The sequence below is a fragment of the Mesorhizobium sp. M4A.F.Ca.ET.022.05.2.1 genome, assembly GCF_003998845.1.
Taxonomy (GTDB): domain Bacteria; phylum Pseudomonadota; class Alphaproteobacteria; order Rhizobiales; family Rhizobiaceae; genus Mesorhizobium.
The window spans coordinates 1-15,586 of record NZ_RZOJ01000036.1 but is presented as its reverse complement, the minus strand read 5'-3'; the positions used below and the strand labels follow the sequence as shown (position 1 = coordinate 15,586).

13 protein-coding genes are annotated in these 15,586 nt (G+C 64.9%); 4 read left to right on the top strand and 9 right to left on the bottom strand.

What is annotated here, in order from left to right; all coding sequences use genetic code 11:
- Nucleotides 1–60: 60 nt before the first annotated feature.
- From EN745_RS06785 to puuE, 9 genes are all read right to left on the bottom strand, one after another.
- A complete protein-coding gene (locus tag EN745_RS06785) occupies nucleotides 61–1,716 on the bottom strand; it encodes an ABC transporter ATP-binding protein (protein ID WP_127420839.1) in 1,656 nt (551 codons plus the stop codon).
- The gene (locus EN745_RS06780) at nucleotides 1,716–2,540 is read right to left on the bottom strand and encodes an ABC transporter permease (RefSeq protein WP_127420838.1); all 825 of its coding nucleotides are present in this window, start codon (nucleotides 2,538–2,540) and stop codon (nucleotides 1,716–1,718) included. The genes EN745_RS06785 and EN745_RS06780 overlap by 1 nt, the downstream gene beginning before the upstream one ends.
- Before the next feature lie 10 nt (nucleotides 2,541–2,550).
- Entirely contained in the window at nucleotides 2,551–3,510 is a 960-nt protein-coding gene (locus EN745_RS06775; protein ID WP_126056964.1) for an ABC transporter permease, read from the bottom strand.
- A gap of 16 nt (nucleotides 3,511–3,526) precedes the next feature.
- Entirely contained in the window at nucleotides 3,527–5,113 is a 1,587-nt protein-coding gene (locus EN745_RS06770; RefSeq protein WP_126056965.1) for an ABC transporter substrate-binding protein, read from the bottom strand.
- A gap of 153 nt (nucleotides 5,114–5,266) precedes the next feature.
- Entirely contained in the window at nucleotides 5,267–7,252 is a 1,986-nt protein-coding gene (locus EN745_RS06765; protein ID WP_126056966.1) for a CocE/NonD family hydrolase, read from the bottom strand.
- A 71-nt stretch (nucleotides 7,253–7,323) separates the two neighbouring features.
- A complete protein-coding gene (locus tag EN745_RS06760) occupies nucleotides 7,324–7,917 on the bottom strand; it encodes a nucleoside deaminase (RefSeq protein WP_126056967.1) in 594 nt (197 codons plus the stop codon).
- A 19-nt stretch (nucleotides 7,918–7,936) separates the two neighbouring features.
- Complete coding sequence (locus tag EN745_RS06755) at nucleotides 7,937–8,428, bottom strand: ureidoglycolate lyase (protein WP_126056968.1); 492 nt, start codon at nucleotides 8,426–8,428, stop codon at nucleotides 7,937–7,939.
- Nucleotides 8,425–9,288: a bifunctional allantoicase/(S)-ureidoglycine aminohydrolase gene (locus EN745_RS06750; protein WP_126056969.1), complete on the bottom strand. Its 864-nt coding sequence runs from the start codon at nucleotides 9,286–9,288 to the stop codon at nucleotides 8,425–8,427. The genes EN745_RS06755 and EN745_RS06750 overlap by 4 nt, the downstream gene beginning before the upstream one ends.
- Nucleotides 9,289–9,356: 68 nt before the next feature.
- Nucleotides 9,357–10,781: an allantoinase PuuE gene (gene puuE, locus EN745_RS06745; protein ID WP_126056970.1), complete on the bottom strand. Its 1,425-nt coding sequence runs from the start codon at nucleotides 10,779–10,781 to the stop codon at nucleotides 9,357–9,359.
- 194 nt (nucleotides 10,782–10,975) lie between these two features.
- Between puuE and uraH the strand changes: the two genes are divergently transcribed.
- From uraH to EN745_RS06725, 4 genes are all read left to right on the top strand, one after another.
- Complete coding sequence (gene uraH, locus EN745_RS06740) at nucleotides 10,976–11,350, top strand: hydroxyisourate hydrolase (protein WP_126056971.1); 375 nt, start codon at nucleotides 10,976–10,978, stop codon at nucleotides 11,348–11,350.
- A 3-nt stretch (nucleotides 11,351–11,353) separates the two neighbouring features.
- On the top strand, nucleotides 11,354–12,835 hold the full coding sequence (gene xdhA, locus EN745_RS06735; protein WP_127420837.1) for a xanthine dehydrogenase small subunit: 1,482 nt from the start codon (nucleotides 11,354–11,356) through the stop codon (nucleotides 12,833–12,835).
- The gene (gene xdhB / locus EN745_RS06730) at nucleotides 12,835–15,177 is read left to right on the top strand and encodes a xanthine dehydrogenase molybdopterin binding subunit (protein WP_127420836.1); all 2,343 of its coding nucleotides are present in this window, start codon (nucleotides 12,835–12,837) and stop codon (nucleotides 15,175–15,177) included. Before xdhA ends, xdhB begins: the two co-directional genes overlap by 1 nt.
- A 62-nt stretch (nucleotides 15,178–15,239) precedes the next feature.
- On the top strand, nucleotides 15,240–15,586 hold a 347-nt coding region (locus EN745_RS06725), incomplete at its 3' end, for an XdhC family protein (protein ID WP_281034763.1).

The following is a 15,586-nucleotide window of genomic DNA, read 5'->3' as shown; positions in this document are numbered from 1 at the left end:
GGCTCCATGCGGTCTTGCGGGAGACGGCGTCTGGGGCGTCCCAGACGCGCGAGGAGCGTCCTAGTTGCCCGCGCTCGCCATGCGCCGGCCCTTGATCGCCTTCTCCAGCCAGCCGATCTCCATTTCGGGGACGGAGGATAGCAAAAGATCGGTGTAGGCGTCGAAGGGCGGCGACAGCACCTTGCTTTTGGCGCCGTAGCGCACCACCTCGCCGCGATACATCACCGCGATCGAATCGGCGATCGACTTCACCGTGGCGAGGTCGTGGGTGATGAACAGATAGGCGACGCCCTCTTCCTTCTGCAGTCCGAGCAGAAGCTCGAGGATACCATGGGCCACCAGCGGGTCGAGCGCCGACGTCACCTCGTCGCAGATGATCAGCTTCGGCTTGGCGGCGAGCGAGCGGGCGATGCAGACGCGCTGCTTCTGGCCGCCGGAGAGCTCCGCCGGGTAGCGGTCGACGAAGCCCTTGCCCATCTCGATCTTGTCGAGCAGCTCGGCGACGCGCCGGTCGCGCTCGCTGCCGCGTATGCCGAAATAGAATTCGAGCGGCCGGCCGATGATGGTGCCGACGGTCTGGCGCGGATTCATCGCCACGTCGGCCATCTGATAGATCATCTGCAGCTGGCGCAGGTCCTCTTTCGGCCGATCGGCGAGCTTGTTGCCGAGCGTGCGGCCATCGAAGACGACGCCGCCCTGCTCGGGCGGCAACAGACCGGTGATGGCGCGCGCCAGCGTCGACTTGCCCGAGCCGGATTCGCCGACGACGGCCAGCGTCTGGCCGGGAAAAATGTCGACCGAAACGTTCTTCAACACCTTGATATGGCTGCGGCCATAGGCGGCGGTCACGTTCTTCACCGACAGCACCGGCGTCGTGCCGGGCTGTTGCTCCTGGTGCGCGATCTCGTGCACCGACACCAGCGCGTTGGTGTATTCCTGGCGCGGTTCCTTGATGATCTGGCGGGTGCCGCCCCATTCGACCAGCCGGCCGTGGCGCAGCACCATGATCTCGTCCGACACCTGGGCGACGACGGCAAGGTCATGGGTGATGTAGAGCGCCGCGACATGGGTGTCGCGGATGGCGTCCTTGATCGCCGCCAGCACGTCGATCTGCGTCGTCACGTCGAGGGCGGTGGTCGGCTCGTCGAAGACGATCAGGTCCGGCTCGGAGCACAGCGCCATCGCCGTCATGACGCGCTGCAGCTGGCCACCGGAGACCTGGTGGGGAAAGCGTTCGCCAATGGTTTCCGGGTTGGGCAGGCTGAGCTTCTTGAACAGCGCGACGGCGCGTTTCTCGGCCTCGGCCCGCGTTGCCGTTCCGTGCAGAAGCGCTGCTTCCACCACCTGGTCCATCAGCCGGTGGGCGGGATTGAAGGCGGCGGCCGCCGACTGCGCGACATAGCAGACCTCGCGGCCGCGCAGCTTGCGGAAGCCTTCCTTGCCGCCCTTCAGGATGTCGCGGCCGTTGAGGATGACCTCGCCGCCGGTGATGCGCACGCCGCCGCGGCCATAGCCCATCGACGACAGGCCGATGGTCGACTTGCCGGCGCCGGACTCGCCGATCAGGCCGAGCACCTTGCCCTTTTCCAGCGTCAGCGAGACGTCGTGCACCAGGGTGATGGTCTTCGGTTGCTCGCCGGGCGGATAGACGGTCGCTTCGATGCGCAGATTGCGGATGTCGAGCAGCAGACCGGACTTCGCTTTGGTGTCGGCCATCACCCGCGCCCTCCCTTCAGGCTTGCCGTGCGGTTGAGCACCCAGTCGGCGACGAGGTTGACGGAGATGGCAAGCGCCGCGATCGCCGCTGCCGGGATCAGCGCCGCCGCGATGCCGAAGACGATGCCGTCCTTGTTTTCCTTCACCATGCCGCCCCAGTCGGCATCCGGCGGCTGGACGCCGAGACCGAGGAAGGAGAGCGTCGACAGGAACAGCACCGCATAGATGAAACGCAGGCCGAGTTCCGAGACCAGCGGCGACAGCGCATTGGGCAGGATCTCGCGAAAGATGATCCAGCCGCTGCCTTCGCCGCGTAATTTGGCGGCCTCGACATAGTCCATGACGTTGATGTCGACGGCGACGGCGCGCGACAGGCGATAGACGCGGGTGGAGTCGAGAACCCCCATCACCAGGATCAGCGTCACCAGGTTGGTGGGCAGCACCGAAAGCACGACAAGGCCCATGATCAGCGTCGGGATCGACATCAGCAGGTCGACGAGGCGCGACAGCAGCGTGTCGTACCAGCCGCCGAACACCGCCGCCGAGAAGCCAAGTATGGCGCCGAGCGAGAAGGACAGCGCTGTCGCCAGCACGGCTATGAAGAGGCTGATGCGGGCGCCGTAGATCATGCGCGAGAGAAGATCGCGGCCGAGATTGTCGGTGCCCAGCCAATGCGCCGACGACATCGGTTCCCAGACGTCGCCGACGATCTCGGCATTGCCATGCGGCGCGATCCAGGGCGCGAGGATCGCCGCCAGCACGAACAACGCCGTCAGCACCAGGCCGATCAGCGAGGGGATGGGAATGCGTCTCAGGGTCTGCATGCCCGCCCCCTCACTTCGGATGTCTGAGCCGCGGATTGGCGACAATCGCCGCAATGTCCGCGATAATGTTGAGGCTGATGTAGACGGCGGCGAAGATGAGGCCGACCGCCTGTACGACAGGCACGTCGCGCTTGGTGACATGGTCGACCAGGTACTGACCCATGCCGGGATAGACGAAGATCACCTCGACCACCACGACGCCGACGACGAGGTAGGCGAGGTTAAGCATGACGACGTTGATGATCGGCGCGATGGCGTTCGGGAAGGCATGCTTGCGGATGACGGCGAAAGCCGACAGACCCTTCAGCTCGGCCGTCTCGACATAGGCCGACTGCATGACGTTGAGGATCGCCGCACGCGTCATGCGCATCATGTGGGCCAGCACCACCAGCGTCAGCGCCGCGGCCGGCAACGCAATCGCCTGCATGCGCTCGCCGAAGGACATGCCCTCATAGACGGTGGAAATGGCCGGGAACCATTGGTGCTGCACGGCGAAGTAAAAGACGAGCAGATAGCCGATGAAGAACTCCGGGAACGAGGTCGAGGCGAGCGCCACGCCGGAGATCAGCTTGTCGACCCAACCATTGCGATAGCGCACCGCGATCAGGCCGAGGATGATCGCCAGCGGCACGGCGACGATCGCCGCCCAGAAGGCAAGGAACAGCGTGTTCCACAGCCGGTCCTTGATCGACGTCGCGATGTCCTGCCCGCTCGACATGGCGGTGCCGAGATCGCCGGTGAGCACGCCGCCCAGCCAGTGGAAGTAGCGGAGATAGGCAGGCTGGTTCAGCCCGAGCTGCTCGCGCAGATTGGCGAGCGACTCCGGCGTCGCCGATTGTCCGAGAATGGCTTGCGCGACGTCGCCGGGCAGGATCTGGGTGCCGGCGAAGATCAGGACCGAAACGGCCAACAAAAGGAGGATGCCCAGCGCAACGCGCTGGGCCACCAGTTTCACGATGGGTGAGGACATCTCCGCAAGGCCAGGCTCAAGCTTCGAGCCAGCATTTCGCCAAAGCGTAACCGTTCATCAGTTCCTGATGCGGATCGTCGACCCAGCCGCCGACCTTAGCACCCGTGGCGTCGATGAACTGATTGAACATCGGCAGGATCAGGCCGCCTTCGTCGCGCACCATGACGGCCATGTCATGGTACATCGCCTTGCGCTTGGCTTCGTCGAGCTCGGCGCGCGCGGCCAGCACCATCTTGTCGAAGTCCGGACGCTTGAAGCGCGTGTCGTTCCAGTCGGCCGTCGACAGATAGGCGGTCGAGTACATCTGGTCCTGGGTCGAGCGTCCGCCCCAGTAGGAGGCGCAGAAGGGCTGCTTGTTCCAGACCTCGTTCCAGTAGCCGTCGCCCGGCTCGCGCTTGATCTCGAGCTTGATGCCGGCCTTGGCCGCGCTCTGCTGGTAGAGCTGCGCTGCATCGACGGCGCCGGGGAAAGCCACATCGGAGGTCCTGAGCAGGACCGAACCATCGTGGCCGGACTTCTTGTAGTGGAACTTGGCCTTGTCCGGATCGTACTTGCGCTGCTCGATCTCGGTGAACAGCGGGTAGGACGCGTTGATCGGGAAGTCGTTGCCGAGCGAGCCGTAGCCGCGCAGCACCTTGTTCAGCATCTCCTCGCGGTCGATCGCCAGCTTCAGCGCCATCCTGAGGTCGTTGTTGTCGAACGGCGCCGTGTTGCAATGCATGATGAACACGTAGTGGCCGGGGCCCGCATGGTTGCGGATGGTGACGCCGGGCACGCGCTTGATCAGGTCGACGATCTTCGGCTCGACGCGGTTGATCATGTTGACCTGGCCACCCTGCAGGGCCGCGGTGCGCGCCGTCGCGTCGTTGATGACGACCACTTCGATCTGGTCGGCATGACCCATCTTGTCGCCCTGCCAGTAATTGGCGAAGCGCTCGCCGACATGGCGCACGCCGGGCTCGTTGGTCACGATCTTGTACGGGCCGGCGCCGATGCCGGCATCGGGCTTGTCCTTGCCGCCGTTCGGCTGGACGATGAGGTGATAGTCGCTGAGCAGGTAGGGAAGGTCGGCATTGGCCTCCTTCAGCGTCAGCACCACTTCCTTGCCGCTGGCCTTGATGCTCTCAATGCCCTTCATGTAGCCGAGCGCGCCGGACTTCGACTTCTCGTCCGAATGGCGCTCGAGCGTGGCGGCGACGTCCTCGGCGGTCACGGTCTTGCCGTTGTGGAATTCGACGCCGTCGCGGATCTTCAGCGTCCAGACCTTGGCATCGTCGGACGAGCCGATCTCCTCGGCGATGCGGTTCTCGAGCTTGCCCTCGGGCGACAGCTCGACGATCATTTCGCCCCAGCACTTGCCGAAGGCGAACGGCACCTGCGTCATCATCAGCGCCGGATCGAGGCTGTTGGTGGATTCACCGCCGACGAGGCCGGCCTTCAGCGTGCCACCTTTGACCGGGCCGGCAGCGCGCGCGGCGCTCGACAGCAGCGAGTTGGCGAAGGGCGCGGTGATGCCGAGCGCGGCGGCGCGGCCGAGAAAGTCGCGACGGCTGAGCTTGCCGGCGGCGACACGACGGCTGAGGTAGTCCAGTTCGTTAGACATGATTTAGTTCCTCACTCTGTGGTTCGACCTGATGGTCGTTTTCTTGTTTCTTGTGAGGGGAATAATGACCGCAACGGAAAGCTGTAAGCAAGACCGAATGCGACATGCCGTGGCGTAAATGGCGCGTCGCAATTGGATCAATCCTGCCAGCCCTCAGACGAGAGCGCGCGGAACGTTCTGTTCGAAGTCGCGTTCGAAGACGAGGTTTTCGCCCTCATAGGCCTCGATTCTGGCGCTGAGCACGAAGTTTTGGGCGTCAGAGCGCATCTCGGTGAAGGTTTCGGTGCGAACCGACCATCCATTTCGCGACAAGGTCTGCGTCCAATGGGTTTTTCCCGAGGCTGACGACGGATCGTCGGGATGGATCGCCCATGTCTCGCGAGCGATGCTGCCATGGGCCAGGTCGTGCTCGAGATCGCGCACCGCGCCGAAATCATCGACGATGGAAAGCGTGACGACCCCGGTCTTCTCGTCGCGGTCGACATGACGCTCGGAATTGGCGGCACGGATCATTTTAGTCGCCCAGGGTGAGGCTGCCTCCGGAGAAGGGAAGCTTACCTCGTCGCCTATTGCCACCGGGCGTCTCGGCAGCTTCAGCGTCGCCTTCGAAAGGTCGAGCCGGACCGGCTCCGGCGACGGCCAGATCATCGGCCAGTAGGCGTTCGAAACGGCAACCCGCAACCGGTGTCCCGCCGGCACCCGGTAGGCGCACTGGTCGAGCACGACACGGGCCGAGACACTCTCGCCCGGCACAATCGCCTCAGGGAATTCATGCGACTTGCGGTGCGTCAGGTTGAGCACGCCGTAGGAGATCAGTTCCGAGGCGCCATCGGGATGGACGTCACAGAGCCTGACAGCGATGTTGGCCTGGGGCCGGTCCGAGGCGACCCTGACCAGGAGCTCCGGCGCGCCGACAATGTCGATCGCCCGATCAAGCACCGGCCGGTCGAAACACACCGACAGCGCATCGTCGGGGCGCTGGTCGCCCGGCAGTTCCGGCCCGAAGGTGAAGGGGAAATATTCGCCGCCGGCAAGGCCGCAGCTTTGCGGCGTGGCGACGATGGCAGGCTTGGCGCCTTCCGCAATCAGTTCGATCGCTTCTACCTTGACGTTGGACGACGGCCATTCCTGCTCCGCCACCCAGCGGCCTGGCCGCTCAGGGTGCCAGCGCGACGGGCGCACGCTGTCCATCACATAGGCGCGATAGGCTGGGTCGGTGTCGACGCCGGTCTCGGCGCCCTTCAGCCAGCGGTCCCACCAGCGCAGTGCCTCCTGCAGGAAACCGATGGCTGGGTTGGGCGCGGCGTAATGCGGGTATTTGTGGATCCAGGGGCCGACGATACCCTTGACCGGCGCCCTTATGTTAGCGACGAGGTGCGAGATGGTGTTGCGGTAGCCGTCATGCCAGCCGCCGATCGACAGCACGGCAGCTTTGACTGCGGAAAAATCCTCGCAGATAGAGCCGCGCTTCCAGTAGGCGTCGCGGTGCTGGTGGCTGAGCCACAGCGGCGCCAGAAACGGTTGGTTCTCCAATCGGGTCTGCCAAAGGGCACGCCACCGGTTGTTGCCGACGAAATGCGGGTCCGGCGGCCGCGACGAATAGGACAGCATCGTCGAGGCCCAGCCGAAATTTTCGATCAGCAGGCAGCCGCCCTTGTAATGGATGTCGTCGGCATAGCGGTCGACGGTCGAGCAAAGGCTGATCACCGCCTTCAGCGCCGGCGGCTGCTTGGCCGCCACCTGCAGGCAGTTGAAGCCGCCCCAGGAAATGCCCATCATGCCGACATTGCCGTTGCACCACGGCTGCGACGCGGCCCAGGCAATGACGTCGCAAGCGTCCTGCAATTCCTGCTCGGAATATTCGTCGTCCATCAGCCCTTCGGAATCGCCGTTGCCGCGCATGTCGACACGGATCGAGGCATAGCCGTGGCCGGCGAAATAAGGATGCGTCAGTTGATCGCGAAAGATCGTGCCGTCGCGCTTGCGGTAGGGCAGGTGCTCGAGAATGGCCGGCACTGGATCGTTGCCCGCATCCTCAGGCATCCATATCCGCGCCGACAGCCGGCAGCCGTCCGGCATGACGATGCCCATTACCGGAAATTCGACGACTTTGCGGGGGAACTCGGTGACGATTTTCATGGGCGAGCACATGATGGAGCCGGCGCCGCCGCGTCATGGGCCAGCCGGCGAAATCGGCTGGTCAATCCGCGTCAGTTCAACGGAATGTCGTTGTCTGCCTTGCTTTCCTGATAGGCGCCGGACAGCTCGTCGTAGCGTGCGGAAATCTTGCCGATGCGCGCTTCCAGCCGCTGGCGCTCGGCCTCCGGCAGCGCCCGCGCCAGCCGGCGGATGGAAAAGCTCTTCCAATAGGCGTTCTCGGCATTGTAGCCGCCGGGATCGAGGGTGAAGACCTCCTTCAGTATCTTGAGGTCGTGCGGAATGGCGAAGCTGTCGCGCGAATCTTCGTGGCTGAAGAGGTAGTAGAAATTGTCGAAGCCGGTCCAGGTGATGGCCGACAGGCAGAGCGAGCAGGGTTCGTGCGTGGCGAGAAAGATCGCGTCGCTGGTGTCGACGCGCTCGGCCTTCGGCATTTCGTAAAACCGCTTCAGGCAATGCACTTCGCCGTGCCAAAGCGGGTTTTCGATCTCGTTGTTGGTCTCGGCCAGCACCAGCGAGCGGTCATCCTTCCTCAGGATCGCGGCGCCGAACAGCTTGTTGCCATGCGCAACGCCCTCGGCCGTCTTCGGCACGATGTCGTGCTCGATGACGTCAAGCAGGCGGTCGATCAGTGAAATGTCGGTCATGACGGGTAATCTCGGGCGTTCAGGGAAGGTGGATCTCGTAAGAGTGCGAGAAATGGCACTCCTCGAGGTTGGAGCCGTCGCCGCCGCGGTCGACGATCAGGAAGTCCTGCGCCTCGCCGATCGGCGTCAGCACGCCGTGCCAGAGGTTGCGGCGGTAGTTGATGCCCTGGCCGGGCATGGTGATGAAGGCGTGCGGCTCGCCTGGGCCATCCTTGCCGTCATGACAGACGACGACCAGGAATGGCCTTGGAGACAGCGGAATGAACGCCTGGCTGCCGAAGGGATGGCGCTCGACCATGGTCAGCTTGAGCGGCATCTCATAGGGCGTGCCGCGCACCATGGAGATCAGCACGCGCGCATTGGGCCCAGTCGCCTCCGCGGTGGCGAGATCATGGTAGCGCTCGGCCTTGCCGCCGTTGATCGGGTAGTGATTGGCGCCGCCCATGTCGATGACGTCGCCGAACGGGGCGAAGTTTTCGCGCGTCAGCGGCCGGGCAACGATGCGGGTCACCGCGCCCGCCCCGCTATGCCGGCGCCGCCGAGCTTGGCGTGCCGATTGACGTCCTTGTAGAGCAAATAGCGGAAATTGCCCGGGCCGCCGGCATAGCAGGCCTGCGGGCAAAACGCGCGCAGCCACATGAAGTCGCCGGCCTCGACCTCCACCCAGTCCTGGTTGAGGCGGTAGACCGCTTTGCCTTCGAGCACATAGAGCCCATGCTCCATCACATGCGTCTCGGCGAAGGGGATGACCGCGCCCGGCTCCAGGGTGACGATGGTGACATGCATGTCATGGCGCAGGTCGGCGGGGTCGACGAAGCGCGTCGTCGCCCAGCGGCCTTCCGTGCCGGGCATCGGGCTCGGCGCGATGTCCTGCTCGTTGGCGAAGAAGGCCGGCGGCGTGTCGAGGCCATCCACCGCCTCATAGGCCTTGCGCACCCAGTGGAAGCGGACGGCGGCAGCGCTTTCGTTGCGCACCGTCCAGCCACTGGCCGGCGGCAGGAAGGCAAAGCCGCCTGGGCGAAGCGCATGCTTCTCGCCGGCAAGCGAAACACTGAGCTCGCCCTCGACGACGAACAGCACGCCCTCGGCGCCGGCATCCGGCTCCGGCCGCTCGCTGCCGCCACCGGGCTCGACCTCGACGATGTATTGCGAGAAGGTCTCGGCGAAGCCCGACAGCGGCCGCGCGATGATCCAGACCCTGGTCTTGTCCCAGAACGGCAGCGCGCTGGTGACGATGTCCTGCATCACGCCCTTGGGGATGACGGCGTAGGCCTCGGTGAAGACGGCGCGACCGGTGAGCAGTTCGCTCTGGCCGGGATGGCCGCCATGCGGTGCGTAGTAGGTGCGCTCGGGCGTCTTGATCATGTCCATAGTCCTGATCCTCAGAGCAAATCCAGTGTGTGACGGTCTTTCGTCCGGAGTTGCGTAAAACCAAACACTTAGAGCGGCAGCATGTCTTTCAGCCGAAGCAGCGCGATGCGCTCGACCTGTTTGCAGGCGGTTTCGAACTCGGTGGCGCGGCTGTTGCCGATGCGCCGCTCGAACTCCGCCAGGATATGGTCCTTGCTCTTGCCCTTGACCGCGATGATGAAGGGGAAGCCGAAAGTGGTGACGTAGGCGGCGTTGAGCTTGGAGAACAGCTCGCGTTCCTTGTCGGTCAGCGCGTCGAGCCCGGCGGAGGCCTGCTCCCTGGCCGATTCCGCCGTCAGCCGCCTGGCCTTCGCCAGCTTGCCGGCAAGGTCGGGATGGGCGTTGAGCACGGACAGCCGCTCAGCCTCGGTTGCGGCGCGGAAGACGCGGCAGAGCGCATTGTGCACGCCGCTGGCGCTGTCATGCGCCGGGCCGAGTTCCAGCTCATAGGCGCGCTCGGCGACCCATGGCGAATGCTCGAACACGCTGCCGAAGGCATGGACGAAGGCCTCGAACTCCATCCTCGACGGACGCAGCGCCGGCGCCTGGTAAGGATGCGTCTCGCGCCAGTGGCTGGCGATGTCGATGCGCCGCGCCAGCCAGACCCGGTCGTGCGATTTCACATAATCAACGAAGCGCTTGAGCGCCGCGACGCGACCCGGCCGGCCGACCAGCCGGCAATGCAGTCCGATGTTCATCATACGCGGCCGGCCGGCCTTGCCCTCGGCATAGAGCGTGTCGAAACTGTCCTTCAGATAAGCGAAGAACTGGTCGCCGGAGTTGAAGCCTTGAGGCGTGGCGAAGCGCATGTCATTGGCGTCGAGCGTGTAGGGGATGACGAGCTGCGGTTTGTCCACCCCGCCGCGATCGAACCAGTAGGGCAACTCGTCGTCATAGGTATCGGAGACGTAGTCGAAGCCGCCCTCCTCGGCGACCAGCCGCACCGTATTGATCGAGGTGCGGCCGGTGTACCAGCCGGTCGGCCGAGCGCCGGTCACCTCGTAATGCAGCCGGATCGCCTCTTCGAGGTCTCGCTTCTCGTCCTCGGGCGAATGATCGCGGTAGTCGATCCATTTCAGCCCGTGCGAGGCGATCTCCCAGCCGGCCTGCTGCATGGCCGCCACCTGGTCGGGCGAGCGCGCCAGCGCCGTGGCGACGCCGTAGCAGGTCACCGGCACTAGAGCTTCAGTGAACAGGCGGTGGAGCCTCCAGAAGCCGGCGCGGGCGCCATATTCGTAGATCGATTCCATATTCCAGTGGCGCTGGCCGAGCCAGGGGGCAGCGCCGACGATCTCCGACAGGAAGGCTTCCGAAGCCTTGTCGCCGTGCAGCACGCAGTTCTCGCCGCCTTCCTCGTAATTGACGACGAACTGCACCGCGACATGCGCGCCGCCAGGCCATTTCGGGTCCGGCGGATTGGCCCCGTAACCGCGCATGTCCCGTTCGTAACGCATCGTCACTCCTGCCCGACTGTTGAGATGAAGATATCGAAAGGAGTGCTCGTGCATTCCCCCGAAAATTTTTGAAAGTGCTTTTTGTCGCGCTCCGCTCGACCGGGACTTATGCATCGCCTTTAATTGGCGCACAATTGACCAGAAGACGTTCGACTGTACCGGCCAATCGGCCGTACTGGAAATGGGAGACGGCAGTGGCAGAAACGTCGAAAGCCGATGGCGGGCGCCTGACGACCCATGTGCTGGATACTGCCACCGGCAGGCCGGCCAAGGGCCTGTCGATCGAGCTTTTCCGTATCGAGCGCCAGGCGCGCACGCATCTGAAGACGGTGGTCACCAATGATGACGGCCGCTGCGATGCGCCGCTGCTTGTCGGCGCGGACTTCCGCACCGGCGAATACGAGCTGGTGTTCGCCGCCGGCGACTATCTGCGCGGGCAAGGGACGAGCCTGCCCGAGCCGGCCTTCCTCGACATCGTGCCGATCCGCTTCGGCATGGCGGAAGAACGCCACTACCATGTGCCGCTGCTGATCTCGCCCTATGGCTATTCGACCTATCGGGGGAGCTGAGACATGGCCAAGGTCAAGACCCGAAACGAAATCCGCTTCATTCTCAATGGCGAGGATGTCGCGCTGGTCGATGTCGCGCCCGATGCGACACTGCTCGACTGGCTGCGGCTCAATCGGACGCTGCGCGGCACCAAGGAAGGCTGCGCCGAGGGCGACTGTGGCGCCTGCACGGTGCTGGTCGGAAGGCTTTCGGCCGGCAAGCTGATCTATGAAGGCGTCAACGCCTGCATCCGCTTCCTCGGCTCGCTCGACGGCACGCACGTCGTGACCGTGGAGCATTTGCGCGGCGACGGCGAAAAATTGCATCCGGTGCAGCAGGCGATGGTCGACTTCCACGGCTCGCAATGCGGCTTCTGCACGCCAGGCTTCGTCATGTCGCTCTACGCGCTGTGGATGCGCTCGCCCGACCCGTCGGACGCGGCGATCGAGAAGGCGCTGCAGGGCAATCTCTGCCGCTGCACCGGCTATGAGGCGATCATGCGCGCGGCGCGTGCCATCTCCAGCTACGGCAAGGCGGCGAAGGACCCGCTGGCGGCGGAGCGCAAGGCGATCACGGCAAGGCTCGCGGCGATGAAGGACGGCGCGCGCGTCAAGATCGGCTCGGGCAAGGCGCGGCTGATCGTGCCGGCCAATGCGGACGATCTGGCCAAGCTGCTCGACAAGGAGCCGAGTGCGACACTGGTCGCCGGCTCCACCGATGTCGGCCTCTGGGTGACCAAGCATATGCGCGAGATCGCGCCGGCGGTCTTCATCGGCAATCTCGACGGGCTGTGCGCGATATCCGAGGACAAGGGCGTGATCTCGATCGGCGCCGGCGTTACCTACTCGGACGCCTTCGCGATGCTGTCGAAGCGGATACCGGCGCTCGGTCCGCTGTTCGACCGTATCGGCGGCGAGCAGGTGCGCAACATGGGCACGATCGGCGGCAACATCGCCAATGGCTCGCCGATCGGCGACACGCCGCCGCCGCTGATCGCGCTCGGCGCGCGGCTGACGCTGCGGCGCGGCAACAAGCGGCGCACCATCCCGCTCGAGACCTTCTTCATCGCCTACGGCAAGCAGGACCGGCGGCCGGGCGAATTCGTCGAGGCCGTGCATGTGCCGGTGCCGGCCAAGGCGACAAAGTTTGCCGTCTACAAGATCACCAAGCGCCGCGACGAGGACATCACCGCCGCCCTCGGCGCGTTCCATCTCGCCCTGACCAAGGACGGCACCGTCACCGACATCCGCATCGCCTATGGCGGCATGGCGGCGACGCCGAAGCGGGCTTTTGCCGTCGAGAAGGCGCTGCTCGGCAAGGCCTGGACGGAGGAAACCGTGGAGACCGCGATGGCCGAATACGCCAGCGATTTCACGCCGCTGACCGACATGCGGGCAAGCGCCGAATATCGGGCGCTGGCGGCGAAGAACCTTCTGCTGCGCTTCTTTGTCGAGACCACCGGCACCAGGGCGCCGCTCCAGGTCTCACGCTACGAGGCCGCCTGATGACCAAGCACGTCCCCAACCTGAAGGCGCAGAAGATCAAGGGCGGCGTCGCCAGCGATCAGCGCCACGATTCGGCGCACAAGCATGTCAGCGGCACGGCGGTCTATATCGACGACATGCCGGAGCCGGCCGGCACCCTGCATGGCTGCCTCGGCCTTTCGGCGGCAACGCATGCCACCATCACCAGGATGGACCTTTCGGCGGTGCGCGCGGCGCCCGGCGTCGTCGACGTGCTGACGGCAAAGGATGTGCCCGGCGAGAACGACATCTCGCCGACCGGCCGCCATGACGAACCGGTGCTGGCGGACGGCAAGGTCGAGTTCTACGGCCAGCCGATCTTCTGCGTCATCGCCGAGACGCGCGAACAGGCGCGCCGCGCCACCCGGCTGGCCAAGGTCGAATACAAGCAATTGCCCTTCGTCACCGACATCGGCGAGCTAAACCCAAGGAAGGACAAGCTCGTCACGCCACCGCTGACGCTAAGGCGCGGCGACGCGGCGGCGGCGATCAAGGCGGCGCCGCGCAAGCTCAACGGAAAGATGCGCGTCGGCGGCCAGGAGCATTTCTACCTGGAAGGCCACATCGCCATGGCCATCCCCGGCGAAGACGAGGACGTCACCATCTATTCCTCGACCCAGCATCCGAGCGAAGTCCAGCATATGGTGAGCCACGCGCTGGGGGTGCCGAGCAACGCCATCACGGTGGAAATCCGCCGCATGGGCGGCGGCTTCGGCGGCAAGGAAACACAGGGCAACCAGTTTGCCGCGCTCGCCGCAATCGCAGCGAAACGGCACCACCGGGCGGTGAAAATCAGGCCCGACCGCGACGACGACATGATCGCCACCGGCAAGCGCCACGACTTCCTCATCGACTACGAGGTCGGCTTCGACGATGATGGCAACATACTCGGCGTCGACTTCATGTTCGCGGCGCGCTGCGGCTTCTCCTCGGACCTGTCGGGCCCGGTGACCGACCGCGCGCTGTTCCACTGCGACAACACCTATTTCTGGCCGGCGGTGCATGCGCAGTCGGCGCCGCTTTACACCAACACGGTGTCGAACACCGCTTTCCGCGGTTTCGGCGGGCCGCAAGGCATGGTCGGCGCTGAGCGCGTCATCGACGAGGTCGCCTTTGCCCTCGGCAAGGATCCGCTCGAGATCCGCAAGAAGAATTTCTACGGCACCAGTGACCGCAACATCACGCCTTACCACCAGACGGTCGAGGACAACATCATCCACCGCATCATCGCCGAGCTGGAGGCGAGCTCGAACTATGAGCGGCGCCGGCGCGAGATCAGCGCCTTCAACGCCAACAGCCGCTTCATCAAACGCGGCCTAGCGCTGACGCCGGTCAAGTTCGGCATCTCGTTTACCGCCACACACTACAATCAGGCGGGCGCGCTGGTGCATGTCTACACCGACGGCTCGGTGCATCTGAACCATGGCGGCACCGAGATGGGGCAAGGGCTCTACCTCAAGGTGGCGCAAGTGGTGGCGGAAGAGTTCCAGATCGACCTCGACCAGGTGAAGATCACCGCCACCACCACGGGCAAGGTGCCGAACACGTCGGCGACCGCGGCGTCGTCCGGCTCCGACCTCAACGGCATGGCGGCGCAGAACGGCGCCCGCCAGATCAAGGACCGGCTGACCAACTTCGCCGCCGAAAAATACCAGGTGCCGCGCGACCAGGTGCTGTTCCTGCCCAACCGCGTGCGCATCGGCAATCAGGAGATCGCCTTCGCCGACCTCGTCAAGCAGGCCTATATGGCGCGCATCCAGCTCTCGGCTGCGGGCTTCTACAAGACGCCGAAGATTCACTGGAACCGCGACAAGGGTGAAGGCCGGCCATTCTATTACTTCGCCTATGGCGCCTCGTGCTCGGAGGTGTCGGTCGACACGCTGACCGGCGAATATGTGGTCGAGCGCACCGACATCCTGCACGAGACCGGCCGCTCGCTGAACCGCGCCATCGACCTCGGCCAGATCGAGGGCGGCTTCATCCAGGGCATGGGCTGGCTGACCACCGAGGAACTTTGGTGGGACGAAAAAGGGCGGCTGCGCACCCATGCGCCGTCGACCTACAAGATCCCGCTGGCGTCGGACCGGCCGAAGATCTTCAACGTCACGCTGGCCGACTGGCCGGAGGCGTACGAGCCGACCGTGCATCGCTCCAAGGCGGTCGGCGAACCGCCCTTCCCGCTCGGCATGTCGGTGCTGCACGCGCTGTCGGACGCGGTGGCGAGCGTCGCCGACCACAGGATCTGCCCGCGCCTCGACGCGCCGGCGACGCCAGAGCGGGTGCTGATGGCGATCGAACGGCTGAAAGCCGCAAGACCGGCTTGAACTGGGCCAAAGGTGCAATTCGGGGCGAAAAACTCTATATTTCCGTATCGGGAATGCAGACGATGAACTCGACAGTGCAAAGCCTGAAGGATTTTCTCGGCCAAGCCGGCCGGGCCGCGCTGGTCGAGGTCGCGGCAACCAAGGGCTCGACGCCGCGCGAGACCGGCGCCTTCATGCTGGTCTCGGCCTCGGCGATTTACGGCACGATCGGCGGCGGCCAGCTCGAATATATGGCGATCGACAAGGCGCGGCAGCTGCTGGGCGGGCGGACGCCATCGCGATCTGCCACCGATGAGGCTCGGATCGAGGTGGACGAAGTCTGCGCCACGCTCGACGTTCCGCTCGGGCCCGAGATCGGCCAGTGCTGCGGCGGGCGCGTCGAGGTGCTGATCCGCCCGGTCGATGGGGC